This is a genomic window from Paenibacillus sp. GbtcB18, assembly GCF_019091125.1.
In the GTDB taxonomy this organism is placed as follows: Bacteria; Bacillota; Bacilli; order Paenibacillales; family NBRC-103111; genus Paenibacillus_F; species Paenibacillus_F chitinolyticus.
Genome location: NZ_JAGXJX010000003.1, coordinates 90,472 through 115,816, shown reverse-complemented (window position 1 = coordinate 115,816; position 25,345 = coordinate 90,472). Strand labels below are relative to the sequence as shown.

Here is a 25,345-nt window from a genome sequence, read left to right as displayed (position 1 = left end):
GAATTCGGAGGTGGGCGAGATGGCACGTGTGTTAGTTGTAATTACTCCGGCTGAAGGCCATGTGAATCCGTCGTTGGGCTTAGTCACTCAGTTGACGGACAAGGGCGAGGAAGTTGTCTATGTGTGCACGGAAGAGTACCGTTCCCGAATTGAACAAACCGGAGCCGAGTTACTTACCTATCCATTTCCGCAAGATGCTTTCTCTCATGATCCGGTGATGAAACCGCAGGAATACACGCATCCGTATCAGTTCATCTATATGATGGTAGGCGGTATCATTCGGCGGATGATCCCCGAGGTGCTTCGAGTGATAGGAAATCAAAAGTTCGATTATTTGATCTTTGATTCCCTGATGGGCTGGGGCGGGACTATTCTAGCAGAGAAGCTGGGAATTCCCGCGGTGTGTTCGATTGCCTCCTTTGCTTTCGTGGAGCCTTTGGGGGCTGATCAAGGCCTGAACGAGAACGAAACCGATACGAAGGAACTGTATGAGGCCACGATGAAGATAACGCGTGAGTTAGCCGAGGAGTTTCAAGTAAGTATTCCGGCCATGGAAGAGATTCCGGCACATGCAGGTCGGCTAAAGCTCGTGTATACAAGCCGTTATTTTCAGCCTGAGGCGGAGAAGCTGGACGACAGCTTTATTTTCGCCGGTCCTTCGATCATACCGCGTCAAGATGCCCCGGCCTTCACGTTCGGGCAGCTTCGTGAACGATACCCGCAAACCGTGTACATTGCCATGGGAACCATTTTGAACAAAAACTTGGATTTCTACCGGCTTTGCTTTGAAGCGTTTGGAGATCTGCCGGTCCATGTCGTTCTATCTTCAGGAAGATACACGGATATGAAACCGCTGGCTGATGAGATTCCTGCTAATTTTATCGTCAAGCCATACGTGGCGCAGCTAGACATGCTCCAGCATACGGATGTTTTTGTTACGCATGCCGGAATGAACAGTACCAGTGAGGCGCTTTATTACAACGTTCCGTTGGTGATGATTCCGTTAACGTCGGATCAGCCTCTGGTCGCCAATCGGGTACAGGAGCTGGGGGCGGGTATCGCTTTGGATAAACATAACCTCAGCCCGGCTGTTTTGAGAGAGGCATTAGCGGAAGTGCTGAACAATCCGCTGTATAAACAGCAGGCGTGCCTCATCGGTGAATCTTTACGGCAGGCCGGAGGTTATAAGCGGGCCGCCGATACGATTATGAACCATTTTGCGAAGGTTTAATCGTCCTAGTCCGTACTCGAATACACGTCTTTTGGACTCCAGCGGCAGAGGTTTTGTGATTACGGCACGGATTGAAAAAAGCAGACCGGAGGGTCTGCTTTTCTGTTTTTACAAAAAGCGCTGCAGCAGCGCTGTTTTTGTTCATTGCGATTAAGTGACCGGGTGGCGCAGCCATACTAGAGGATGGACCTTAAAAAAATGAACGTTCAAGAAAACCGCGCTCTGCGCGGTTTTTTTTCGTGATACAGGAATTACTAAAGACAAAGTATTATAATAAAAACACTACCTTGACAGTCATAGTAATATGTCTTATCATGCTGATATGGAGGTGATTGAATGAGCGAGAACAAGATCACATCCGACCTGTTGCGCGGACATACGGATACGATGATTTTACGGCTCTTGTCCGAAGCGGATCATTACGGTTACGAGATTGTCAAGCTGATCTCCGAGCGTTCGGGCGGCGAGTATGAATTAAAGGAAGCCACGATGTATTCCAGCTTCCGGCGGCTTGAAGCGGACGGCGACATCGAATGGTATTGGGGCGATGAATCACAGGGCGGACGGCGCAAATATTTTAGGATTACCGATAAAGGCAAGGATACATACGCCCGCAACAAAAGCAATTGGGAGTATGCAAAGCGCGTGTTAGAAAATTTATTATAAGGGGATTTGATGGAATGAATCAGAAATTGACGAATTATTTGAACGGCATTTTTACGCCATACGACGGGGTCAAAAGCGTCACCGAATTAAAGGCCGACCTGCTATCCGATTTGCAGGAGCGTTACACGGAACTGAAAGCCGAAGGTAAGGACGATGAAACGGCGTTTAAGATGACCGTTGAGAGCATCGGCGATATTGAGGAGACGATTCTGGAGGTCGCCAACCTCTCCCGCTCGCTGGAGCGGCAGGTGCAGATCAACCTGAGTGCGATCAACTTGCAAAAGAGTGACTTCGCGGGCGTTACTTTGCACAAAGGAAAATTCAAAGTGAGCGAGATGCAGGGAGCCGACTTTGCCGGCGCTGACTTGACCGGCAGCTCGTTTGCGGCCAGCAATGCGAGTGAAGCCAATTTCGACGGCGCAAATCTGACGGACTGCACTTTTTCCACCCTTGACCTTACGAATGCGAGTTTTCATAAAACCATCCTTGTTCGCACCCACATCAGCACATCCGGACTGGACGGAGCAACATTTAAAGACGCAAAACTGACCGACGTCACGCTAACGAAGACCGACCTTAGAAAAACAATCTTTGAGAACTGTATTTTTAACGGCGTTGATTTCAAATTATGCGATCTGCGGGGGAAAAGTTTTGAAGGGCAGACCTTCGTCGGCGTCAAATTTGACAAGTCTGCACTGAACGACGTTTCGTTTAAGGGAGCGACCCTCAAGAACGTGTCATTCCGTCTGCCTTTTTCCGTGACCAATAAATCTTACCTTGCCTTCAAAACGGTCTGCTTCGACGGTGCGACGATGGATAAACTGACCTATGCCGCGCTTAAAGGCCTATGGGTTGCCGATTTGTCAAAAGTTACCGTCATTTAACCATCATTTAAGGGAGGGAATCCGATGCTAACCGTGCAAACCAAGGCCATTGAAGTAAAAGGACTGCAAAAATCCTACAAGCAGCATCAAGTACTGAAGGGCGTGGACTTCGAGGTGGAAAAGGGGAGTATTTTCGCTCTCCTCGGCTCCAACGGGGCAGGCAAGACAACGGTTGTCAAAATCCTCACCACTCTGCTCAAACCGGACGGTGGAACCGCGGCCATAAACGGGTTCGATACTGTACTCAGGCCCGATCATGTGCGGCAGGCGATCGGCCTGACCGGGCAATTCGCCGCCGTCGACGAAATATTGACCGGGCGGGAAAATCTGATCATGATTGCCAAGCTGCGATACCTCAAAAATCCGCGTCAAGTGGCGGATAACATGCTTGAACGCTTCGGCCTGACAGACGCCGCCGACCGCAAGGCCTCCACTTATTCAGGCGGTATGCGCCGCAGGCTTGACATCGCCTTGAGCCTTGTGGGTAACCCGCAAATCATTTTTCTGGATGAGCCGACCACCGGGCTTGATCCCGAGGCACGGATCGAGGTGTGGAAGATTGTCAAAGAGCTTGCCGACGGCGGGACGACGGTACTTCTTACCACGCAGTATTTGGAGGAAGCCGAGCAGCTTGCCGACCGAATTGCTATATTGCACGAAGGCAGGATTATCGCGGGCGGCACGCTCCAGGACCTAAAAAAGATGTTCCCGCCCACAGAAACTGTGTATGTTGAAAAACAACCGACACTAGAGGAAATCTTCCTCGCAATCGTCGGCAACCAGGAGGGGAAGTAAATGGAGACGGCGAAGAAACATTTCTTCATCGATATTAGCGTTATGCTCGGACGTTCCATGCGCCACATCTTTCGCAGTATGGACACCATCGTCACGGTCACCATCATGCCCATCGCGATGCTGCTGCTTTTTGTCTATGTGTTCGGCGGCGCGATTCAAACCGGAACGGATAACTATGTGAATTACCTGCTGCCCGGAATCCTCCTTATGGCGATCGCCAGCGGAATATCCTACACGTCATTCCGTTTGTTTACCGATGTGCAGAGGGGCATATTCGAGCGTTTTCACACCATGCCGATTTCGCGTTCCGCCTTGCTTTGGGGGCATGTACTGACCTCGCTGTTATCCAACGCCATATCGGTGGTCGTCATCATTCTCGCAGCACTGCTTATGGGCTTTCGTTCGTCCGCGGGAGTGCTGCCATGGCTTGTCGTAGCCGGCATCCTCGCGTTGTTTACTCTGGCCCTGACTTGGGTCGCGGCAATCGCCGGACTGTCCGCAAAAACGGTCGATGGCGCCAGCGCCTTTTCCTACCCGATTATCTTCCTGCCCTTCATCAGCTCCGCATTTGTGCCAACCGAATCCATGCCTACCGCCGTTCGCGTTTTTGCCGAAAACCAGCCTGTCACCTCAATCGTAGAAGCCATCCGTGCCTTGCTGTCCGGTCAGCCGCTTGGAAGCGATATATGGATCGCGATCGCTTGGTGTGTCGGAATTATGCTCTTGGCATATATTTTTGCAATGAGAGTGTATAAAAAGCGGATATAAAAAAAGATACATCAGCTTCTGTTTGCGGGTCACGATCATACCGGTTGTAAACGGTATACACATGTAGTGAAGCTTAAACTAAACTTGCGCCTTGTTTGCTGATTTTTGAAAATCGGTAGAGAGGGCGTTTTTTTGTTAGTTAAGTTGAAAGTAGTAAATAAGATAACTTAAATTTCGTGAATGATCTTAATTCTTATGTTGCTTATTTAGCTTATTGGAATTAAATGGTTTTCCATCTCAGTGCGAAGTGTTCTTAGATCTTGGGACTTTGCAGAGATTGCGAGTAGGGTGAGTTATACAACGGGTGATGGAGTCTATAGATGCTTGATTCTAACCCAAATTGGCGAGCCTATTATATTGGGTCACTTAATTGCCATTGAAAATGGCTCTGTCATTCAACTAACCCAGACAAATCACCTTGATTTTTCGGACTTTTTAATTAGCTTCAATACATATGACACGAAAATGAAATCACTCTGCAATAGGGGGGGGGAAATACGACGACTGGCTATTACGTTCAAAAAGTATCTGAAACGGTCGTAGCAAATATTCGAATATCACTCACTGAAAGTACAGAACATCTCCATATAATCGTGAAGCAATTTATTTTATACAACTTATTAAAAGAATTACAACAAGAACGACAAACAGATGAATACACACTGGAACAAAGAATTGAGCGTACGGTTACTTATATGCAGTAAAAATACAATCAAATGATTACAAGAGATGAGCTGGCAGCTATCGCCGGATACAGCCCATGGTGTTATTCAGCAAGGGACCTGATTCGATCGGTTCCGCTTGCTTGAAACCCTCAGCTTGAGCTTGATTTTGTTAAGAAAATAGCTATAATTACGTTTAATAGTTTAAACGAATGAACGAAATGGGTGGATCGTATGAGCCAGCAAACCGAGCATGTTCTCCAACAATTTAAAAATTGTATCCCTCTATTGGAAGTACTGACCGATGAAAACCGTCAAGCTATTATTATGCTGTTGGCACAGAATAAATCGGGACTTAATGTAAATACAATATCGGGCCATATGGATTTGTCCAGACCTGCTGTATCCCATCATTTAAAGGTGTTGAAACAGTCCGGTTTTATTACATCCGAAAAAAAAGGCGTAGAGAACTATTATGTATTGACTGTCCGTAAACCACTTGAACAGCTCAAATCATTAATTACTGCCGTTGAAGATGAATGCAAATGACGCCATGTTTACCCTAAGACTTGAAGGGGGAATACTGCAGCGGGACATTTATTTTGCACATTTGGTTCGTTCGTTTAAACTAATAATCATATATGGAGTGATTTCAAATGAAAGCTATGATCATTGAGAAATACGGGAAAAATGTCCCTTTAGTGTTGACAGAACAACCAACGCCTACTATCGGAGAACATGATGTGCTCGTGAAAATTCATGCAGCCAGCTTAAATCCGATTGATTTTAAAATTAAGGAAGGGAAAATGAAATTCCTGCTGAATTACAAGTTTCCGCTAATCTTAGGAAATGATTTCTCCGGGGTTGTAGTCAAGGTTGGCGATCGGGTGAATACATTTAAACCTGGAGATGAAGTTTACGGAAGACCCCGCAAAAATCGAATCGGAACATTAGCCGAATTTATTGCTGTTCACGAGGAAGATATTTGGCTGAAACCGCACAATCTAACCTTTGAAGAAGCGGCATCGATACCGTTGATTGGACTTACGACTTACCAGGCTTTTGTCGATCTATTACATCTTCAAAAAGGCCAGAAAATTTTGATTCACGCAGGTTCGGGAGGCGTCGGAACTTTCGCCATCCAATTGGCCAAGCTGATGGGCGCTTTTGTTGCCACAACAGCAAGTGAAAAAGGCTATGAATTGGTCAAATCGTTGGGGGCCGATCTAATTATTAATTATAAAAAAGAAAATTTTGAAGAAATGCTGACCGGATATGACGCTGTTTTTGATACTTTAGGAGGAGAAGCCTTGGAAAAATCATTCCGCATACTAAAACCAGGCGGACAAATTGTATCCATCTCCGGTATGCCAAACGCCAGATTTGGCAAAGAAGCGAAATTGGGTTGGATGAAAACAACCATTTTGTCCATCGCGGGCCGTAAAATCAAAACCCTCGAGAAGGGGAGCGGAACAAGGTATCACTTCCTTTTTATGAAACCGAGCGGAGAACAATTGAAGGTTTTAAAGGAATTTATTGAAGGAGGTCTCATTAGGCCTATTATGGATAAGGTGTATCCTTTGAAAGACGCCGGGCAAGCATTTAATTACCTGGAAAGCGGAAGGGCCAAGGGAAAAGTAGTCATCAGAATAAAGTAAGAGCCGCCGCCGCGGACGTTCCTGCATGAGCACATCAACCAAAATGCTCATGTTTACCGTTTTCAATCGTGTGGTATGATGGGGACATTAACCTATCTAAAGGATGAATAAATAATGAGCCGGTATTACAATCGTTCGCTAGGATTATGGACAGGTGGGCAAATATGAGAAAAGGCATTGTTCTTAAGCTTTTTTTGTTAACGACCGCATTATGTATGCTCATTCTGGCTATTATTTTTATTGGACAAACCGTATTTTTTAAACAATTTTATGTGAATCAAAAAGTGGAGGATGTAAACGCAGGTCTCCTGGCTTATAAAAACGAGTACCTGAAAAACGCCGGGGATGCACAAACAGCCGCTAGACTGGAACAACAATTTTATCAAAAGTATAACACGTGGTATGCCGTACTGGATTCACGTGGCAGTTTGACAAATACCGAAGATTTTTTTATGGAGATTAAGCTGAACCATTCGAACAATGATCCCGATTATTCGGGGCGTACGATAAAAATCCCACTCTATAAATTTCTGAATGTAGAGAATTTTTTCAGCGGAAACACGTTTACGGATCCATGGATCAAAGAAGGGGAATCGATTACCGTTGAAGGGGTAGAGATAAGCAACCAGCTCGATATTCAGCGGATGGGGTGGAGCTCTGCCAATCTTCGGGAAGAAAATCGATTGGAAAATCGGCAGATGGTGAACAAGGAATACGAAGTCGTTAGCCGATATCCAAGTCCTACCGAATATCATGAAAAGTACCCCAACATCTTGGCCTCCGGAACGATTACGAAAGTACAAATACCGGAAGGTGCAGGAAATACGCGTTATATGAACCACTTGTTTCTGGAGCGTATCAAAGCTTTCGAGGCTAATCTGTTATACGGTGACTATGATCCTACCCGTGACGCGAATCAAATTATAGACTATGAAGAAAATCACGTGAACTACAAAATGTTCGTGAATCGTTTCGAGGACCGGGGCGGAAATCCCGCCTACCTTATTGCGATGACATCGCTGCAGCCTGTGAATGAAGCCGCGGGAGTTATGCAGCATTATTATGTTTATACGGCCTTAGCGACTCTGCTGCTTGTGCTGCTGGCCTCGTTCTATTATTCCCGGCGGATCGCACGGCCGCTGCTGCGTATCACAAGGATGACGAAGCAAATGGCCGGCCTTGATTTTTCGGAAAAAATTCCGGTTACGACCATGGATGAGATCGGCGACTTGTCGAACAACATCAACGTGCTTTCCGAGAGGCTGCATTCCCATATCCTCCGTCTCAATGAAGACATAGAGAAAGAAAAGCAGCTGGAGCATACGCGAAAAGAATTTATTTCCGGGGTTTCGCATGAATTGAAGACACCGTTAAGCGTTATCCAGAGCTGTCTTTCGATTCTTAAAGACGGAATTGTCAGCCACAAGCGGGATTATTATTTTAACGCGATGGAAGACGAAGTCAAACGAATGAATCTGTTGATCGCGGATATGCTGGAGTTGGCCAAATACGAATCGGGAACCTATAAAATGAAGATGGGCTCTTTTTACATCGATACGATCATCAACCAGATATGCGGAAAACTGGCGGTAGACATCTCGGACAAGCAATTGCATCTGAACACGTCGGTTGGACATGTGGAAGTAGTGGGGAGCGAGCTGAGGATTGAGCAGGTCATCATTAATTTCCTTACCAACGCCATACGTTATACGACTGAACGGCAGTCCATCCTCATAACAACCATGGAAGAACAAGACAAGGTTAAAATTTGCATTGAAAATAAAGGAGCGCACATTCCTGACGAACAATTGGAAAAAATCTGGGATCGATTTTATCGGGTCGAGCCTTCTCGCCAGCGGTCAACCGGAGGAACCGGCCTTGGTCTCGCTATTTCGAAGAAGATTTTAGACATGCATGACGCGGCTTATGGCGTAACCAATACATCCGACGGGGTTCTCTTCTACTTTTATTTGAATAAAAAAGGAAAGTAGACGCAAAATTAGACTTCTGCATCTTATCTGCACAGTTCCCTGTTATGCTGGACAAGTGTATGTTGAACCGGCTCGGATCTTCCATTTCCCGCGTTTCTTGCGACAACATTTTCCTCACAGGAGTTTACCGGATGAATAAAACTGTTCTTATTGTTGAAGACGAACCCATTTTACGGGAAATCATGAAAGATTACTTGACCGATGAAGGATACAAAGTACTGGAGGCCGGTGATGGCAGAGAAGCGCTGGACTTATTCCACGATCATGAAGTTCATCTGATTCTGCTCGATATTATGCTGCCCGGCTTGGACGGCTGGTCTGTCTGTCAGCGGATCCGCAAAAATTCAACCGTTCCCATTATTATGCTGACCGCTCGTATGGATGAGGACGATACGCTGCTCGGGTTCGAGCTGGGAGCCGATGATTATGTCACCAAGCCGTACAGCCCGGCTATTTTACTCGCAAGAGCGAAGAGACTGCTGGAAGGACGCCAGGTTAGCGGGCAGGCAAGCGAACAGACGGGCAACTTGTTGTCCAGCGGCGGGATAACACTTAATTTTCTTTCACGCATGGTTACGGTCGACGGCGAGCCTTGCTTTTTGACTCATACGGAGTTCGAACTGCTTGCCTGTCTCATGCAGAACAAGGGCAATATCATTACAAGAGATCAACTGATCACTAAAATATGGGGCTACGATTTTGTCGGCGACGAACGCACGGTAAACAGCCACATTCGGAACTTACGCTCTAAACTGGGGGCCAAATCCGCCTGTGTCGTAACAGTTATTCGCTCCGGTTACAAATTCGAGGAGCCGCAAGAATAAGGCTTATCCTGACCGGCAGTAGAGGCCAGCCTACTTGAAATCCATAGAAACGCAAAGTTACAAAGCGGAGAGCTTACGGCTCTCCGCTTTTTCTATTTCATACGTTCAAACTTTAAGTGAACTGGATTTGGTCTGCATCTCATCTTTATACGGCTCTACTAAACTTTCAATTAACAGAGAGAGAGGAGTTGAGTAGAAATTGACCCGGCAACAACATGGCAGACCCAAACAAAGAAGAAGCATCGGCAGACGGAAATGGAGATTGGGATTGTTTACGGGGGCCTTCCTTGTGCTGCTTTATGGATTCTATGAGTTTCCTTCGTTTTTGGATAAAGCGGAGGCCTTGCAGAACGAGAAGGTGCTAGTAAATGAAAAAGCCGCTCAGCCGACGCCGTCAACATCCGGTAAGGTTGTGTACTTAACCTTTGACGATGGACCGAGCGAATTAACGAATCAATTTCTGGACGTGTTGAAGGAGAAGGGCGTTAAGTCAACCTTCTTCATGCAAGGGAGAAATTTGGAGCGGGAAAAGCTGCACTCCGCTGTCAAACGTGCGTCGCTGGAGGGACATTATATCGGCGGGCACAGCATGACGCATGTTTACAAGACCCTGTATGAAGATGGACAGTTTGTAAACGAAATGAAGCAAACGTTATCTCTCATCCGCGATATAACCGGCAAGTCGCCGCATCTCGTACGTCCTCCCTACGGTTCCGCACCGGGGCTGTCGGATAAGAAAATCCGCGACCAACTGGCCGAAGCAAAAATTAAAGTATGGGACTGGACAATCGATTCCAATGACTGGAATCTTAGTGGCCGGCCGCAAGAAATACTGACCACGATCAAGAATACGACCAAGCGGAAAACCGAGATCGTCCTGCTTCATGAAAAGCCGCAAACCCTTAAGGTTTTGCCGGACATTATAGACTTCTATAAAAAACAGGGCTATACATTCGGAGTCTATGACGATGCGAAGCATTTTTCGCTGAATTTCACGAAGGATGAACGGCTATGAGAACGTTTATTGAGCTGATTAGTACTGAAATTCAACCAGAATCGGAGAGGAACATAGATATGAAACCAATAACGACAACTTCAAAAACATCACACACAGCATATAAAAAATGGGCGGCGGCTGCATTTGCGGGACTTCTTGCCTTAAGCTTGTCGGCGTGCGGGACTGTCAAACAGGAGAGCGGGCAGACGATGCCTCTCACCGCATCGCAGTCTCCACTTCCCACATCCTCTACGTCTTCCTATAAAACGCAGTTTAAATCGGTTGTTTTCCTGGGAGACTCCATTACGGAAGGGTTATCCTTTCATGATGTTCTGGACAAAGCAAACGTTTTGGCCGGGGCCGGAAAAACGGCCGAGTTCTGCTTGATGACGGAGGATATAGACGATTTAACCGGACGTAATCCCAAGCAGGTGTTTCTCCAACTCGGTTCGGATGACATTTTATGGCCGACTGAAAATCCTAAGGAATATTCCTTGAAGCATTACAAGACACTGATTACAAAAATTAAAGAAAAACTCCCGAATGCAAAGATTACCATTTTGACCGTCACTCCCGTAACGGAAGCGGCGGAGAAGCAAGAACCCCGTTATAAAAATATCGCGGATTACAACCAGGGACTGAAAGAACTGGCGGCAAGCGAGAAGACCGGCTTCGTTGATCTGACATCGCTTATTCAATATAGCCCTGATTTGTATGATTCGGACGGCATTCATTTCAAATCCGGGTATTATACGATTTTTCTGGATGCTTTGAAAGCTTATGTGAAATAACGGCACCATAGAAAGACCTAGGAGGTAATAGAGTTGGTCTTCAGCAGTCTCCTGTTTCTTTATTTATTTCTTCCCCTGACATTAGTGCTCTATTATGTTTCTCCCAAACCATTCCGCAATGCAATCCTGCTTATCGTAAGTTTGCTGTTCTATGCGTGGGGCGAGCCCGTTTACATCGTCCTAATGATGTTTTCAACATTATTCGGCTATATGAACGGGCTGCTGATTGAGAAATACCGGGATCGGAAACGAATCGCCAGAACTGTCTTTATGGGATCTCTTCTTGTGGATTTGGGGATGCTAGGGTTCTTTAAATATGCGGGATTTGTGGTGAATAACCTGAATGAAGCCTTTGGACTTCATATGAACGCAACGGATCTTCCTCTCCCGCTGGGAATTTCATTCTATACGTTTCAGACCCTATCTTACATCATCGATGTTTATCAAAATAAAATACCCGCGCAAAAAAATCCGATTACCTTTGGCGCTTATGTGTCCATGTTTCCGCAGCTTATCGCAGGTCCGATCGTTAAATACGGGGACGTAGCCGGACAATTGAGGGAGAGGAGGGTGACGCTAAGCGACTTCGGCGAGGGAGCACGGTTGTTCATTCGGGGACTGGCCAAAAAAGTCCTGCTCGCCAATAACATCGGACTGCTGTGGACAAGTGTAAAAGCGGAGCCCTTCGCGGAACTCAGCGTCCTATCCGCCTGGATAAGCATCCTCGCTTTTACGCTGCAGATTTACTTCGATTTTAGCGGCTATTCGGATATGGCGCGGGGACTCGGGAGAATGCTCGGATTTGATTTTATGAAAAACTTTAATTACCCGTATATATCCAGAAGTGTTACGGAATTTTGGCGCAGGTGGCATATATCGCTCGGTTCCTGGTTTAGGGAGTATGTTTACGTTCCTTTAGGCGGCAACCGGATAGGACGCCTCAAACAATTACGAAATATGGGAATCGTCTGGTTATTAACGGGACTGTGGCACGGAGCGAACTGGAATTTCATTTTGTGGGGGCTGTATTTCGGCTTCTTCATTTCCTTGGAGAAATTGTATGTACTGAACTGGCTCAAGCGAAGACCCGCTTTCATCGGTCACTTGTATACACTCGTTATAGTGATCGTGGGATGGGTCATCTTCGAGAATGAACAACTGCCGCAAGCCGTTGTTTTTATCGGAATCCTATTCGGTATAGGAGGACACGTGATCACGGACATGGCCTCCATGTATGCTCTTTCGACCAACTTTCTCCTGCTGATTGTGTGTGCCGTGTGCGCCACTCCGCTTCCTGGGAAGGCTTTGTCTTCTTTTACGAAAACATACAAAAAAACCGGCGCTGTTATTCTACCGGGTTTATACGCCTTGTTCCTGCTCTTATCGACCGCTTATCTGGTCAATGCAACGTATAATCCCTTTCTATATTTCCGATTTTAAAGGGGAGAAGCGGCATGAAAAGATTTTTTAAACCCCCGGCTGCAAGCATGACGTTCGTTCTATTGACCGCAATCTATTTGATTTTTGCCGTTAATCTGCTGATACCCTCCCGGGATTTTTCCGAAGCGGAAAACCGCAGCCTCGAACAACGGCCGTCCTTATCGCTGGGGAGTCTGCTGGATGGAACGTTTACGTCCGATTTCGAGGCATACATCTCCGATCAGTTTATGCTGAGAGATATCTGGATCGGGATAAAATCGGGTACCGATCAGCTTTTGGGGAAGAAGGAGAGCAACGGGGTCTACATCGGCAAGGACGGATACCTGCTGCAGAAGTTTAACCCGCCTGCCGATAGCGAATTGCAGAAGAAGGCGGAAGCTTTAAACGGCCTGGCAAGCCTGGTACCTGGCGTACATACGTATGTCATGCTTGCACCTACGGCGCTCAGTGTTCTTACGGAAAAGGTCCCCCATTATGTTGCGGGCGAGAAGATGCTCGAAAAAATGGAGAAAGTACGCGGGCAGCTTCAAAATATCTCTTTCGTCGATGTGTATCCGGCGCTGCATACGAAGCGGAATGAAGAGATCTACTATCGTACGGATCATCATTGGACGATGCGAGGTGCTTTCTACGCTTATCGGGAGTTGGGTCAGCAGATGGGCTTCGTGCCTAAAGAAGAAAAAGATTTTACGATACGTGAGGTATCAAATGCTTTCTATGGCACGCAGTATTCCGCAAGCGGCTATAAATTCGTGCAGCCTGACAGTGTGAAACTGTTCCTTCCTAAAGTCCCCGACGCCTATACGGTAGAATATACCGCTGAAAAGCAGACGTCCGCTTCTTTGTACAATTTTGACTATTTAAGCAAAAAGGATAAGTATGCGCTGTTTATGAACGGCAACCATGCTCTCGTGAAAATCAAAACCGGCAGCCGGGAAAAGAGGAAGCTGCTTGTTGTCAAAGATTCATACGCCAACAGTCTGGTTCCTTTTTTGACTCCGCATTTCAGTGAAATCTTTGTGGTCGATCCCCGCTATTACGAAGAGGATATCCGGAAACTGCTGGAGGACAACCAGATTCATGACATGCTGGTGCTTTATAATTTACACACTTTTTTCGAAGATGAGTCTCTCTATAGAATGGCAGGGCCCGTGGAAAAAGGAAGGAGTTAACACCATGCTCAACAACCTAACGAACAGAAGCCTTAAAGGAGCGCTGCTGATTTTACTGCTTGCCGGCTTATGGATAGCTGCGGGATGCTCAGGCAAAGGGAAGAGTGAAGTTATTCCGGCCGATGAGATAGGAAAGCGTATCGAACAGTCCGTGAACTTAGATAATCTGAAGAAGGGAGACCTCGAAAAAGCACTGAAACTGTATGGTCTCGAACCGGACGTTGTGGAAGACGTTATTTTGTATACCGCTTCTTCCAATGTAAAAGCGGATGAAATTGCAGTCATTCGTGTGAAGGAAGAAGGGAAGTCCGATTACGTGAAACAGAGGTTATTGAAGAGAATTGACGAACAGACCGTAAAGTTCAAAGACTATCGGCCCGACGAATATGTTCTAATTAACAAGCATGTTTTGAAGGTAAAAGGGAGCTACGTTCTTTTTGCGGTTTCTAAAGATGCCCGGTTAATTGAACGCGCTTTTGATGAAGCTCTTGGCAAATGATTGAATGGAGGTAAACATAAAATACTCCCCACCTTTCAAGAGCCTCAAGCTCATGAGAAAATGAAGGCATCTTAAATGAGGAGGTTGCCTCATGACAAAAAGAGATCAACGACAAAACGAGTGGGCGAAACACATTGAAGCTTATAAGGCCAGCGGACTCACGATGGTAGCATGGTGCAGTGCCAATCAATGAAATAGAAAAACTTATTATTTGAGTAAAGTTCTTTACGCCGTTCTCCTCGTAACTGGGCATAGATCTGAGTAGTGGATGCCTTCTCATACCCAAGCATCCCCTGTATATATTTAAGCCCTATGTTTTGTACATTTTGTCTCCCCAGTTATAGAAGGTCAAAATATATCATTCATTCCTATGCGATTATCCATTTCTGAATGTTCTTATCCCTCATACCATGTGACGGAGGGGGTGATGAACAGTGGCAAATCCAGTTACTATTGGTTCGAATTGTATCGCTCACATTGGGAAGCAATTTTTTCTAATAGCAGAAATTGAAGCAAAAGCACCGGGCGTTGAAATCGATCCATTATTCGCTATTAGAGCGACGGCTGACCAAGCACGACGTCTTATACGTGCGGGTGTAATGCGATGCAAAATTCAAAGTACCGTTCCGAGACCGACTCGTGGAAAGAAAGTTGAGCTGAAGGGAGTACTATTCGCGAATGGTCAGATATTTTCTGTATTCGATGTAGAAAATTCTACCGATGAAGCGGTACTCGTAAGAATCAATGTGGCTCAGGCACAAAGACTGATTAGTAAAGGGGCACGCATTATTAAAGTTATTCGACGTCCTTTTATCTGATACAGAAATCAATTACAGAAACGTAAGTCAGGAATAATATCGAGAAGTCGTTCCAATAAGATCCCTAAAAAGCTCGGCCTGTTGACTGCAGTTCCAGCATGGGTACGCAGACTTTGGCATTCATGAGTTACCCTCCGTATTCAGGTTAATCTCATGATCTCATAGCTAAGTTAGTAGTTGAAGGTGTGGAGAGTTTGACGTTTACGAATGGAGAGAAGCATTTTATGCGATCCTCATTTTTGTGAACATTGAAAAAACTTTTAAAGTGCAAGCTGGCTCCGGGACCCTACCGGTACACCAGCTTGTTTTATTTTGACTGAAGAATCGATGCAAGCGTACGAATATTTATCAAACGATTGACCGGCTGCTGAGCCTGTTAAATGAAGAATTTTTTAATAGACTGTACCCGCCATGCTTTCCAACCTCAGAGTACAAAGGAACCCCCATGCCACTTAATTCTTGCAAATATCTAAGCATGGTTCGATAGGACACATGGAACTCTTGTGCCGGTTCATCGACCGTAAACTTCTGTATTTCGTAAATCCGAGCCATGACATCATGCAGCCGCTGTGTTTTAGTCAACTTTTTCACCCGTTCACATGATATTCTGACAGCATCTGTCATCGTTCTATTATAAAATAGAACATATAAACCAAGCCATGTTTATCTGGGAGGCGATACAAATGGAACAGAGGAATGAAGCCGGACTTATTACAAAAGAGTCTTTTAGTGCCGTTGGATTGAAATGGGCAGGTACATTCGAAGAGGCGAACGCGGGAGAAATTCGGGTTGTACATGACGAAATGCGCAATCGGTTAAAAGAAATCAAACATATCCTGAATCCGGAGCTTCTTCTGGGGCTATCTTACCAGATTACCGAGGGTGGATTTACCCATTATGCCGTCGTTGAAGTTGCTAAAGTCGAGGATATCCCGGAAGGAATGACAACCGTTACGCTTCCGACATTAACCTATGCTAAATGCGAGCACAAAAAAGGACAAAAGATTGATAGTTCCTATAACAATATGTATGCCTGGATTGAGAGTCAAGGTTATAAGCTTCATCAAGGGGATGTTAATCATTTCGAAGAATACCCGATGCATCAAGACCCCTACTCAAAGGACCCCGAATTTGTAATCATGATCCCTGTTGAAATAGGATGAAACTTAAGGTAACCGAACATAGAAGGAGGATCGGGCGGGGTGAAAATAAGCGAGTTGTCGCGATTGACCGGTGTAAGCATAAGGTCGATCCGGCATTATAATAACAAAGGCCTTTTGGATGCCGTCAGAATGGAGAACGAATATAGGGATTTCGGCGAATCGGCCGTAGGAAGAGTCAAGTCGATTCAACTATACTTGAAGCTCGGATTAACGACAGATGAGATCGGAACTTTGTTCAGAGGCGAAACCGCGGATCCTGACGAATATGAATTTTGCGAGGAAATGCTGGCGACATATGAACAGAAGCTCGGCCATGTGAATCATCAAATCGGAGCGCTTCATGATTTGAGAAGAGTATTGGAGAGGCAAATCGAAATAACGAAGAGGAAGAAAACCACCGTCTGACGCAGCGCGGTCCCGTCGGGCATGATGAAATGTTCCAGAGCCGGTTGTTCGTATTGACTTTGACACTAGTGTAATCCTTTATGATGGGCTTGAATTCATCATGAAGGGAGTTTTTACAATGAACCGTAATGCGCATGCATCCGAGAATCGCAAATCGGTGACTGTCATCGGCCTGGGTCCGATGGGCCAGGCTATGGCGGGCGTGTACCTTGAGCGCGGTTATCAGGTAACCGTGTGGAACCGGACCCCCGATAAAGCAGACGAGCTTGCAGCGAGGGGAGCCGTCAAAGCATCCTCAATCAACGAAGCGTTGGCCGCTAACGAACTAGTCGTCCTAAGCCTAACGGATTATGATGTCATGTACGCGATCCTCGAACCGGCTTCGGAACATTTGTCAGGCAAGGTTCTCGTTAACCTGAGTTCGGATACCCCGGAGAAAGTCCGTAAGGCGGCGAAATGGTTAACGGGCCGCGGGGCCAGCTTGATCACCGGTGGAGTGCAGGTTCCGCCTTCCGGAATCGGCAAGCCGGACTCTTCCACGAACTATAGCGGTCCTGAGGAGGTTTTCGAGGCTTACCGGACGGATCTGGAGGTCCTTACCGGTACGGACTATCGAGGTGAGGATCCCGGACTTGCCATGTTGTATTATCAGATCCAGATGGATATTTTCTGGACGTCCATGCTGAGCTACTTGCACGCGCTTGCTGTGGCGGGCGCGAACGGCATTACGGCAGAGCAGTTCCTGCCCTATGCTTCAGCAACCTTGTCGTCGTTACCTGCATTTGTCGAGTTTTACACGCCGCGACTCGACAGTGGTAAGCATCCCGGCGATGTAGACAGATTGGCCATGGGGTACGCAAGCGTCGAGCACGTCGTTCATACGACCGAAGATGCCGGCATCGACATCGCTTTGCCATCCGCCGTTCTGGATATTTTCAAGCGAGGTATGGAAAAGGGCCACGCCGGCGGCAGCTTTACCAGCCTCATTGAAATCTTCAAGAAATCATCCGGTGTTCGTACATAAGCAGGAGGCCATTCCTTACGGGGTGGCCTTTAAACTTGCCGCTGTACGAGCTGCGGGCGAATTGATCGGCGGCCTTCTCAGAGTTAACGGACAAAATTGCTCAGCAAGCACGACCGCATAAAAAAAGAGGTCGACCAGGAAGTTCCGGTGACCTCATACTACGATCGGCAGCAAAGATCGGCCGCATTCTGACGATGAACTATCCGTCAATACGAAGCGCCAACAAGCGTTTTAGGTTGTCATCAATAAATTGATTGTCGTCACGGTTGATTCCGCGACCGGCAAAATGCCCCCAGATCGACTCGATAGGATTAAAAACGGCATTAGGCATAAGCTTAGCCTCGTATTCGTTATCATTCGCCGGGCAGAAAAGATCCGTGCTCCCCGGCATGACGCAGGCATGCGCTTTAATACTTCTGAGCGCCTTATCGAAATCACCGTTATAGTCGGGGTTTGCGCTAATATCTGAATGCTGGCCCGTCCATAACATAGCGAGGACATTGTGCGGATCCATCTGCATAAAGCTATTTTCCCAGACGCCAACTATAAAATCCGCCAAGGAGTCAAATCCCATCTCCCGATAAAGTCCCTCTCTGTAAAACGCCTCCGATACGCCCCATCCCGCATAGACACGGCCAACGGCGCGCATGTCTTCAGAAGTCAACTCGTTTAGTTTACTTGAATCGAAGCGGACTGCAGCCATGAGCGGAGCTCTCATTCCTTCCAGAACCACATGCGTTTGGGGCCAAGTCTTGGCAACTCCCGCGAAAGGTGCGATTCGTTCCACCATGTCCGGATAACTTGCCCCCCATTGGAAGGATTGAATGCCTCCCATGGACCATCCCACTACGAGAGCGATCTTTTGAATGCCGAATTTTTCGGTCACCAGGCGATGCTGGAATTTAACGTTGTCATAAATGGTTACTTGCGGAAAATTAGCCCGGTCGAATGGGGCGGGCGTGTTGCTGGGAGAAGAAGATAATCCGTTGCCCAGCAGATTTGGAACGATAATGAAATATTTTTGCGGATCAAGTGCCATGCCGTTACCAATCAGCCATTCATTCTGCACATGGTGGTCGCCAAAAGCAGTTGGATAAACGATGACATTATCTTTCTTTTCATTCAATCTTCCATAAGTCTTATAAGCAAGAAAAGCGCTCGGTAATATCACTCCCGATTGCAAGGTTACGTCACCCAAATCAAAAATTTCATAATCCATCGTATAGTCGCTCCCTTCAAAATGAAACCATTCGGTTAGAATGTATTTCTTGTTGTTAGTATAAATCCATGATACTCTCAATAAAAGTGAATAAAATTCATAGTAGTTTTCAATAATATTGAAAGTAAAAGGGGGATGGGAGGATGGAATTGCGCCAACTGAATACGTTCCGTACGGTTGCATTCACTTTAAACTTCAGTCGGGCTGCGGAAGTGCTGAACTATGTTCCCTCCAACGTCACGATGCAAATAAAAGCATTGGAGGATGAGCTTGGCGTTCGTCTCTTTGACCGCTTGGGCAAGCAGCTCGTTCTCACCACGGCGGGGAAGCGCTTTTTAACTCATACTCAAGAGGTTCTAAACAAATTGGACGAAGCCCGCAGTGACGTTCATGACACTGAAAATCTAAGCGGCACCCTAACGATAAGTGCCAACGAGGTTCTTTGCGCCTATCGGCTTCCCGTTGTCTTTCACTTATTTCGTTCGCGTCATCCGGGAGTTCGTCTCATTTTTCGTTCCGTTCCCAACCAAGAACTCAAGCAAACGCTCTTTGAGGGTACCGCGGATGTCGTCTTTGTGCTGGACGAATCCATTCGTTCAAGCGGACTTGCCGTGGAACCGATGCTGGAAGAAACTTTTCGTTTTTTCGCCGCTCCCGATCATCCCCTTGCGAAACGAACTGACCTGCAGCTGGAAGATTTTCAAGGGGAAGTGTTTCTGACGAATGAAAAAGGTTGTCCTTATCGAACCATGTTTGACAGGCCATTTGAGAAAGAGGGCATTGACAGCATTACGTATTTAGAGTTTCAAAGTGCCGAAGCCATTAAACAATGTGCCATTACGGGAATCGGTATTGCCTTTCTTCCAGAAATAACGGCGAAAGCCGAAGTTGAACGGGGCGACCTTGTCGCTCTTCCTTGGCAAATTCCGGACTTGCACGTGTACACACAAATGTTATGGCATAAAGACAAGTGGCTTTCACCCATCCTGTTATCTTTTATAGAAACGGCAAGGGAGGTTATCGGAATAGAGGAAGAGAACAGAATTGTTTAGCCTATTCAGCGATAGATCCCAATAAAAAGGAAGTGCAAATCATGAATCTGGAAACGGTTATGGGAGAGCTTGAAGCTCTCGGCAAGGAACGCACGAAGAAAATATACCAAGCCAACGGCGCGCACGAACCGCTTTTTGGCGTGGCCACAGGTGCAATGAAGCCTCTGTTCAGGAAAATAAAACGCAATCAACCGTTGGCCGAGCAGCTCTATGCTACTGGAAATTATGATGCTATGTACTTTGCCGGCATGATCGCGGATCCTGAAGCAATGACTGAAGCGGATTTTGAACGGTGGATGGATAAAGCTTATTTTTATATGTTATCGGATTATGTGGTAGCCGTAACTTTGGCAGAAACGGATATAGCGCAAACCGTTTCCGATACATGGATTGCAAGCGATACGGAGCTAAAAAGGTCGGCAGGCTGGAGCTGTTACTGCTGGCTGCTCGGGAATCGTCCGGACCGTGAATTTTCGGAAGAGAAAATAGCCGGTATGCTGGAACTTGTTAAAAACACGATTCATGATGCCCCCGATCGTACGAAGTACGCGATGAACAATTTCATTTACACGGTGGGAGTATCCTATCTGCCTCTCCATGATAAGGCGGTCGCGATTGCGAAGGAAACAGGCCCGGTGGAAGTCAATCGCGATACCGCAAAAAGCAAGTTTTTGAACGCTTCCGTTACTATTCAAAAAGCGGTAGATAAAGGGCAGATCGGTTTCAAACGAAAATATGTCAGGTGTTAGGTATGAAATAAGATAGGTCTTGTTTTCAAGGAGGTAAAACATGGACTCCACTTCACCGATTGAATCGGAGGGACAGGTGAAACAGTGGCCTAAAGTGACCCTAGCGGCTGGCCGTCGTCATACCGTTGGTCTTAAATCGGACGGAACGGTGACGGCTGTAGGAGATAATACATACGGTCAATGCGATGTAACCGGCTGGCACGATATGGTGGCGGTTGCGGCAGGCAATGTTCATATGGCGACGAACACGGGTAACGCTCATACAGTCGGCCTTGTATCGGACGGAACGGTGGCGGCTGTGGGTTGGAATAAGCATAACCAATGCGATGTGAACGACTGGCGCGACATTGTGGCGGTGGCTGCGGGTTGGCGTCGTACCGTCGGGCTTAAATCGGATGGTACGGTGGTGGCTGCGGGCCGAAATCATGAAGGCCAATGCAATGTAAGCGGCTGGCGTGATATAACCGCGGTAGCGGCGGGCGACTGGCATACCGCCGGGCTTAAATCGGACGGCACGGTGACGAGTGTGGGGAATAACCGGTATGGCCAGTGTGATGTGAGCGGTTGGCGCGATATGGTGGCGATTGCGGCAGGCTACCTTCACACCGTCGGACTTAAATCGGACGGCACGGTGGCGGCTGTCGGTTTGAATAAGCATGGCCAACGTGATGTAAGCGGCTGGCGCGGTATTGTAGCGGTAGCCGCGGGCAGTTATCATACCGTCGGTCTAAAAGAAGACGGTACTGTAGTGGCTGCGGGCCGGAATGAGCATGGCCAATGCAACGTATGCGGCTGGCGTGATATGGTGGCGGTAGCGGCTGGCTGCGCTCATACTGTCGGACTTAAATCGGACGGCACGATGGTTGCTGTGGGGGATAATGAATATGGCCAGTGCGATGTAAGCGGCTGGCGCGGCATCCGACTGCCCATAGATTAGATTCTCAATATAGTAAGTCGCATCTTTGCGGCTTTTTTTGTTTTAGGTTGTTTTTCTAAAAGATTGTTATTTTAAAGGGGAATTTTGTCAATATCCTATGTTAGAATAAGTGAAAACGGGGGTGTTAGTAATGAGAATGAAACTCCTGAAAGAAGAAGAGAAAGACTAAGGCACGAAGAATTAAAAAGTAATCCGACCGGAAATATGAGCGATGCGTTTAATCGGGCTGAAAATGGAAACCTTGCTGATTTAACAGGTAGTTTAGGTTGGAAAAGCACTGGAATTCTTATTCTTGTCATCATCCTAGGAATTGTGGCTGCATCCATAGTCTTAAAGTAAGATGAGTCGCTCCAAAGCAAAAACAAGACCTTCCCATTAGAGTGGCGGTCTTGTTTTTCTATAAGAGAGGGCAATCCTTACTGATTCGGTACTGCCGTGTCTCGCAAAAGTACTTTTGGAACAAGTCGAATATACAGTAATTCCCCAATCAGTTCTACAATTGTTTGCGTTACGATTACTGCAGACGCCACTCCGTTTAGAGGTTCAGGCAGCGCCAGGGCAAAGGGAAGAACGACAAGAGAATTGCGAGTTCCCGCACTAAAGATAAGAGCCCGCCCCGCCCCTGTATCTAAACGGAAAATACGAGAAACTATACGGGCCAAAATGGGTATGATGATCATATATGCGGCATAGGCGGGAATCACCCGGATAATTGAATCAAAAGAGGTATACACTTTAGAGATTTGTGAGGCAACGACAACAAACAGGGTTAGTGCCATAAAAGGTACGGGAAGCCATGCTGTCGCATCAAGAAAACGTTCTCCCAGCGGTTGTCGTCTTGACCACCATTGAGTAAGAAGAGCAAGAACCAGCGGAACAACAATAAGACCTAAGAATGCTTCGAGAAACGGCCCGACGCTCACTATTTCTGCCGCCGTCTTGCCCATAAAAAGCCATAGATAGACCGGTAATAAAAGCATTTGGGTCACGAAAAGTATAGGGGTTGAGACCAAGATAAGCTTCTCGTTCCCGCGCCCAAGATGTGTAAAGACAATCACATAGTCAATGCAGGGAGTAAGCAAAACAAGAAGTACACCTAACAGGATTGCCGGATCGTTCGGAAGAAAACGGGTTAATCCCCAGACTAGGATAGGTACGACTATGTAATTCGTAATCAATAGCGCGTAGATGAACTTTCGATTCGTTAGCGCCTCTTTCAAACGAAAGAAGGGGATTTGGGCAAACATTCCATACATCAAGATGGCAAGTACAAATGAAATCATACGGTCTAAGTTTTCGCTGGAATCCGGCCACAACAAACCAAATCCAGCGGCGATGATTAGTACGAAAGCATAAAGCCATGCTTGATTTTTTTCTAATTGATCTCTTGAAATCATTTCTTGCACGGTCCTTTCTAACATGAGTCACTCTGGAACGAATCGAGATCGGATCAACCTTCGCTTTAGCACTCATCTTAACATAATTAATAACGTTAACTATTAATATCTCTAAATTAAAAATCGGCCCACATCATCTTCCGCAAAAGGATGTGCTACTTATGAAGGATGACATCCTCTCCTCTCTGCTGGAAACAGCCGAGTTGAAAATTTTGACGTTCGATATCCATCACCGTACGGAGATGAACTATAGAAAGAACATCATTAAAGAATTTTATATGATGACTTATATAAGAAAAGGATCGGCCAAACTCAGAGTTCAGAATCAAATCTATGACATTGATCCGGGAACTGTCATCTTTATCCCTCCCCATCTGGAATATGATCAATACAAAGATAATGAGGAGGAGACTGAGTTTCTATGGTGGAATTTCACTTTTAAGATTCAGAATGTGGTTGATGTTCTGCCGCTTCTACAAATCCCCTACATTTATCCGCTGAAAAATCACAAAAAGTTCGAAGCCGTATTTGACGAATTTATGCTCTCCAGGACACAAGGGAGTTCCATATCCAACATCATTTTGCAAAAAGCCAAATCGCTGGAGTTGCTGTATTTATTAGTAGACAATGCTTTTGAAAATGTTCACGCCGTCGAGATGAGGCAGCAGTCTCACAGCTTTTTATCCATTTTACTGAAAATCGTATCTCAGCCGGAGGCTTACTTTTCGTTATCGGATCTAGCCGAGGAATTACATATGAATCCAACCTATGTCAGTAACCGTTTCAAAGAAATGTTCGGCAAATCGCCCATCCTGCTGCATCGGGAGATCAAAATTGAAAAAGCCAAATCGCTTTTAAACATACAGGAAATGAACATGACGGAAATTAGCACCAGCCTTGGTTTTAACGATGTCCAAACCTTTACCCGTCTTTTCAAAAAGTACACGGGTATTTCCCCAAGTCAATACAAGGGATTGTTTAATAAAAACCTCTAATAGTCATCCGACATTTTGACCTGTATAAGTGTTAAATTTCTGCAAAACCATGCTCTTCTTTTCTTAATCCGAAGGATCTAAGCTAATCACAAAGGTAATTCATCCCTTCGGAGGAGGAATGAAGATGGAAACATTAAGTATCGTTTTCGCTGAAAAACAAAAGGTAGAGATTCGCAAGGAATCGTTCGATTCCAAACTCGGAAAAACAGAAATTTTATGCGCGGCTATCACTTCACTCATTAGTACAGGTACGGAACTTCAATGTCTTAGAGGTGTGTTCGACAAGGATACTAACTGGGCCAGTTGGGTTAAGTATCCGTTTTCCCCCGGCTATTCGATGGTCGCTGAAGTACTTGATGGCGGTGAGGATGTCCGGACCGTTCACAAAGGCGATCGCGTATTTTTTGATGGACCGCATACCCAATATTTTAAGACAGAAGCCACCCAAGTAACCGTGCTTCCCGATGAAGTCAGCTCCGAGGAAGGCGTATGGATCAGTCTTGCCAAAACAACGCAGCTTGGGGTAAGGAGAGCGGAGTTATTTCTCGGAGAAACGGTCGGTGTGATCGGGCTTGGACTCCTTGGACAATTGGTTACCCAATATCTCTATCTGTCCGGGGCCAAAGAGATATACGCCATAGATCCGGCGGAAAGCCGAATCCGGCTCCTTCCCGAGAAGGCGAGCATCCATCGGATGGCAATGGATGCGGCGACAGCTAAGGGCGAAATTTCAACGAAGACTAAGGGGAAAATGCTTGACGTTGTCTTCGATATTACGGGGCATCCGGCTGTATTGGCTCATGCCACGCAACTCGTCAACAATTTCGGACGCGTGATTTTACTTGGGGATACCGCTACTCCTACTGCACAGGGAATGGGAAGCAATGTGGTGTCCAACTCCGTTGCCATTCTGGGCATCCATGGTACCATGAATTACAAAGGTTGGGATCATCCCGATATGACGGCTCTGTATTTGAGCTACATTACGCAGGGAAGAATGAATGTAGCCCCATTGATTACCCATCGCTATTCTCCGCTAGAGGCCGCTGAGGTCTATGATTCACTGGTGCAAAACCGAAGTACGGCCATGGGGGTTCTTTTTGATTGGACGAATTTAAAGGATCAGAGCTAAGTAAGGAATTAAATTCAATTCATAAAAGAATGGGCAAAAGACATTTTGCTCATTCTTTTTAATTTCCATATAAAAA

27 protein-coding genes and 1 pseudogene are annotated in these 25,345 nt (G+C 46.3%); 25 read left to right on the top strand and 3 right to left on the bottom strand.

Annotated features, from left to right (window positions below; genetic code table 11):
• Positions 1-19: 19 nt before the first annotated feature.
• The 16 genes from KVT34_RS10970 to KVT34_RS10900 all read left to right on the top strand — a co-directional run bounded on the left by KVT34_RS10970 (position 20) and on the right by KVT34_RS10900 (position 15,196).
• Entirely contained in the window at positions 20-1,231 is a 1,212-nt protein-coding gene (locus tag KVT34_RS10970; RefSeq protein WP_217558654.1) for a macrolide family glycosyltransferase, read from the top strand.
• Positions 1,232-1,567: 336 nt separating this feature from the next.
• Positions 1,568-1,897: a PadR family transcriptional regulator gene (locus KVT34_RS10965; RefSeq protein WP_217558653.1), complete on the top strand. Its 330-nt coding sequence runs from the start codon at positions 1,568-1,570 to the stop codon at positions 1,895-1,897.
• 14 nt (positions 1,898-1,911) lie between these two features.
• Positions 1,912-2,781, top strand: a complete 870-nt coding sequence (locus KVT34_RS10960; RefSeq protein ID WP_217558651.1) for a pentapeptide repeat-containing protein — start codon at positions 1,912-1,914, stop codon at positions 2,779-2,781.
• 24 nt (positions 2,782-2,805) lie between these two features.
• Positions 2,806-3,576 (top strand): ABC transporter ATP-binding protein, encoded by a 771-nt coding sequence (locus KVT34_RS10955; protein WP_254634775.1) that lies wholly within the window; start codon positions 2,806-2,808, stop codon positions 3,574-3,576.
• Complete coding sequence (locus KVT34_RS10950; protein WP_217558650.1) at positions 3,577-4,344, top strand: ABC transporter permease; 768 nt, start codon at positions 3,577-3,579, stop codon at positions 4,342-4,344. It abuts the gene before it with no gap.
• A gap of 896 nt (positions 4,345-5,240) precedes the next feature.
• The gene (locus KVT34_RS10945; protein WP_217558649.1) at positions 5,241-5,555 is read left to right on the top strand and encodes an ArsR/SmtB family transcription factor; all 315 of its coding nucleotides are present in this window, start codon (positions 5,241-5,243) and stop codon (positions 5,553-5,555) included.
• Positions 5,556-5,662: 107 nt separating this feature from the next.
• Positions 5,663-6,664 carry an NADP-dependent oxidoreductase gene (locus KVT34_RS10940; RefSeq protein ID WP_217558648.1) on the top strand — a complete coding sequence of 334 codons (1,002 nt, stop codon included), beginning with the start codon at positions 5,663-5,665 and terminating at the stop codon, positions 6,662-6,664.
• A 164-nt stretch (positions 6,665-6,828) separates the two neighbouring features.
• A complete protein-coding gene (locus KVT34_RS10935; RefSeq protein ID WP_217558647.1) occupies positions 6,829-8,655 on the top strand; it encodes a sensor histidine kinase in 1,827 nt (608 codons plus the stop codon).
• A gap of 131 nt (positions 8,656-8,786) precedes the next feature.
• Positions 8,787-9,479 carry a response regulator transcription factor gene (locus KVT34_RS10930; RefSeq protein WP_217558646.1) on the top strand — a complete coding sequence of 231 codons (693 nt, stop codon included), beginning with the start codon at positions 8,787-8,789 and terminating at the stop codon, positions 9,477-9,479.
• A 262-nt stretch (positions 9,480-9,741) separates the two neighbouring features.
• Positions 9,742-10,494, top strand: a complete 753-nt coding sequence (locus KVT34_RS10925; RefSeq protein ID WP_483311436.1) for a polysaccharide deacetylase family protein — start codon at positions 9,742-9,744, stop codon at positions 10,492-10,494.
• 59 nt (positions 10,495-10,553) lie between these two features.
• Positions 10,554-11,267: a GDSL-type esterase/lipase family protein gene (locus KVT34_RS10920; RefSeq protein ID WP_254634774.1), complete on the top strand. Its 714-nt coding sequence runs from the start codon at positions 10,554-10,556 to the stop codon at positions 11,265-11,267.
• A 33-nt stretch (positions 11,268-11,300) separates the two neighbouring features.
• A complete protein-coding gene (locus KVT34_RS10915; protein ID WP_217558645.1) occupies positions 11,301-12,707 on the top strand; it encodes an MBOAT family O-acyltransferase in 1,407 nt (468 codons plus the stop codon).
• Between the two features lie 14 nt (positions 12,708-12,721).
• Positions 12,722-13,879: a DHHW family protein gene (locus KVT34_RS10910; protein ID WP_217558644.1), complete on the top strand. Its 1,158-nt coding sequence runs from the start codon at positions 12,722-12,724 to the stop codon at positions 13,877-13,879.
• Positions 13,880-13,883: 4 nt separating this feature from the next.
• Complete coding sequence (locus KVT34_RS10905; protein WP_217558643.1) at positions 13,884-14,378, top strand: DUF4358 domain-containing protein; 495 nt, start codon at positions 13,884-13,886, stop codon at positions 14,376-14,378.
• A 91-nt stretch (positions 14,379-14,469) separates the two neighbouring features.
• The gene (gene tnpA, locus KVT34_RS32945) at positions 14,470-14,571 is read left to right on the top strand and encodes an IS66 family insertion sequence element accessory protein TnpA (RefSeq protein ID WP_483311434.1); all 102 of its coding nucleotides are present in this window, start codon (positions 14,470-14,472) and stop codon (positions 14,569-14,571) included.
• Between the two features lie 241 nt (positions 14,572-14,812).
• A complete protein-coding gene (locus KVT34_RS10900) occupies positions 14,813-15,196 on the top strand; it encodes a hypothetical protein (RefSeq protein WP_217558642.1) in 384 nt (127 codons plus the stop codon).
• Between the two features lie 390 nt (positions 15,197-15,586).
• Here KVT34_RS10900 and KVT34_RS10895 read toward each other — a convergent pair.
• Positions 15,587-15,778, bottom strand: a pseudogene (locus KVT34_RS10895) (HTH domain-containing protein); the annotation flags it as partial.
• 101 nt (positions 15,779-15,879) lie between these two features.
• On the opposite strand from KVT34_RS10895, the gene KVT34_RS10890 reads away from it, so the two are divergent.
• From KVT34_RS10890 to KVT34_RS10880, 3 genes are all read left to right on the top strand, one after another.
• Positions 15,880-16,359 (top strand): GyrI-like domain-containing protein, encoded by a 480-nt coding sequence (locus KVT34_RS10890; RefSeq protein WP_217558640.1) that lies wholly within the window; start codon positions 15,880-15,882, stop codon positions 16,357-16,359.
• A gap of 39 nt (positions 16,360-16,398) precedes the next feature.
• On the top strand, positions 16,399-16,764 hold the full coding sequence (locus KVT34_RS10885; RefSeq protein WP_217558639.1) for a MerR family transcriptional regulator: 366 nt from the start codon (positions 16,399-16,401) through the stop codon (positions 16,762-16,764).
• Between the two features lie 118 nt (positions 16,765-16,882).
• The gene (locus tag KVT34_RS10880) at positions 16,883-17,788 is read left to right on the top strand and encodes an NAD(P)-dependent oxidoreductase (RefSeq protein ID WP_254634773.1); all 906 of its coding nucleotides are present in this window, start codon (positions 16,883-16,885) and stop codon (positions 17,786-17,788) included.
• A gap of 199 nt (positions 17,789-17,987) precedes the next feature.
• On the opposite strand, the gene KVT34_RS10875 is transcribed toward KVT34_RS10880, so the two are convergent.
• A complete protein-coding gene (locus tag KVT34_RS10875) occupies positions 17,988-19,007 on the bottom strand; it encodes an alpha/beta fold hydrolase (RefSeq protein ID WP_217558636.1) in 1,020 nt (339 codons plus the stop codon).
• 143 nt (positions 19,008-19,150) lie between these two features.
• Here KVT34_RS10875 and KVT34_RS10870 point away from each other — a divergent pair, with 143 nt between their 5' ends.
• The 4 genes from KVT34_RS10870 (at position 19,151) to KVT34_RS10855 (ending at position 22,084) form a co-directional block, all read left to right on the top strand.
• Positions 19,151-20,059: a LysR family transcriptional regulator gene (locus KVT34_RS10870; protein WP_217558635.1), complete on the top strand. Its 909-nt coding sequence runs from the start codon at positions 19,151-19,153 to the stop codon at positions 20,057-20,059.
• A 41-nt stretch (positions 20,060-20,100) separates the two neighbouring features.
• Positions 20,101-20,808 carry a DNA alkylation repair protein gene (locus tag KVT34_RS10865; protein WP_217558634.1) on the top strand — a complete coding sequence of 236 codons (708 nt, stop codon included), beginning with the start codon at positions 20,101-20,103 and terminating at the stop codon, positions 20,806-20,808.
• A 40-nt stretch (positions 20,809-20,848) separates the two neighbouring features.
• The gene (locus KVT34_RS10860; protein ID WP_217558633.1) at positions 20,849-21,745 is read left to right on the top strand and encodes an RCC1 domain-containing protein; all 897 of its coding nucleotides are present in this window, start codon (positions 20,849-20,851) and stop codon (positions 21,743-21,745) included.
• An 84-nt stretch (positions 21,746-21,829) separates the two neighbouring features.
• Positions 21,830-22,084 carry a DUF6366 family protein gene (locus KVT34_RS10855; protein WP_254634772.1) on the top strand — a complete coding sequence of 85 codons (255 nt, stop codon included), beginning with the start codon at positions 21,830-21,832 and terminating at the stop codon, positions 22,082-22,084.
• A 77-nt stretch (positions 22,085-22,161) separates the two neighbouring features.
• Here the strand turns inward: KVT34_RS10855 and KVT34_RS10850 are convergent, their stop codons facing one another.
• Positions 22,162-23,142: an arsenic resistance protein gene (locus tag KVT34_RS10850; RefSeq protein ID WP_217558631.1), complete on the bottom strand. Its 981-nt coding sequence runs from the start codon at positions 23,140-23,142 to the stop codon at positions 22,162-22,164.
• Between the two features lie 161 nt (positions 23,143-23,303).
• Here KVT34_RS10850 and KVT34_RS10845 point away from each other — a divergent pair, with 161 nt between their 5' ends.
• Both KVT34_RS10845 and KVT34_RS10840 read left to right on the top strand, forming a co-directional pair.
• On the top strand, positions 23,304-24,137 hold the full coding sequence (locus KVT34_RS10845) for an AraC family transcriptional regulator (RefSeq protein WP_217558629.1): 834 nt from the start codon (positions 23,304-23,306) through the stop codon (positions 24,135-24,137).
• 124 nt (positions 24,138-24,261) lie between these two features.
• Entirely contained in the window at positions 24,262-25,269 is a 1,008-nt protein-coding gene (locus KVT34_RS10840) for a zinc-dependent alcohol dehydrogenase (protein ID WP_217558627.1), read from the top strand.
• Positions 25,270-25,345: the final 76 nt, after the last annotated feature.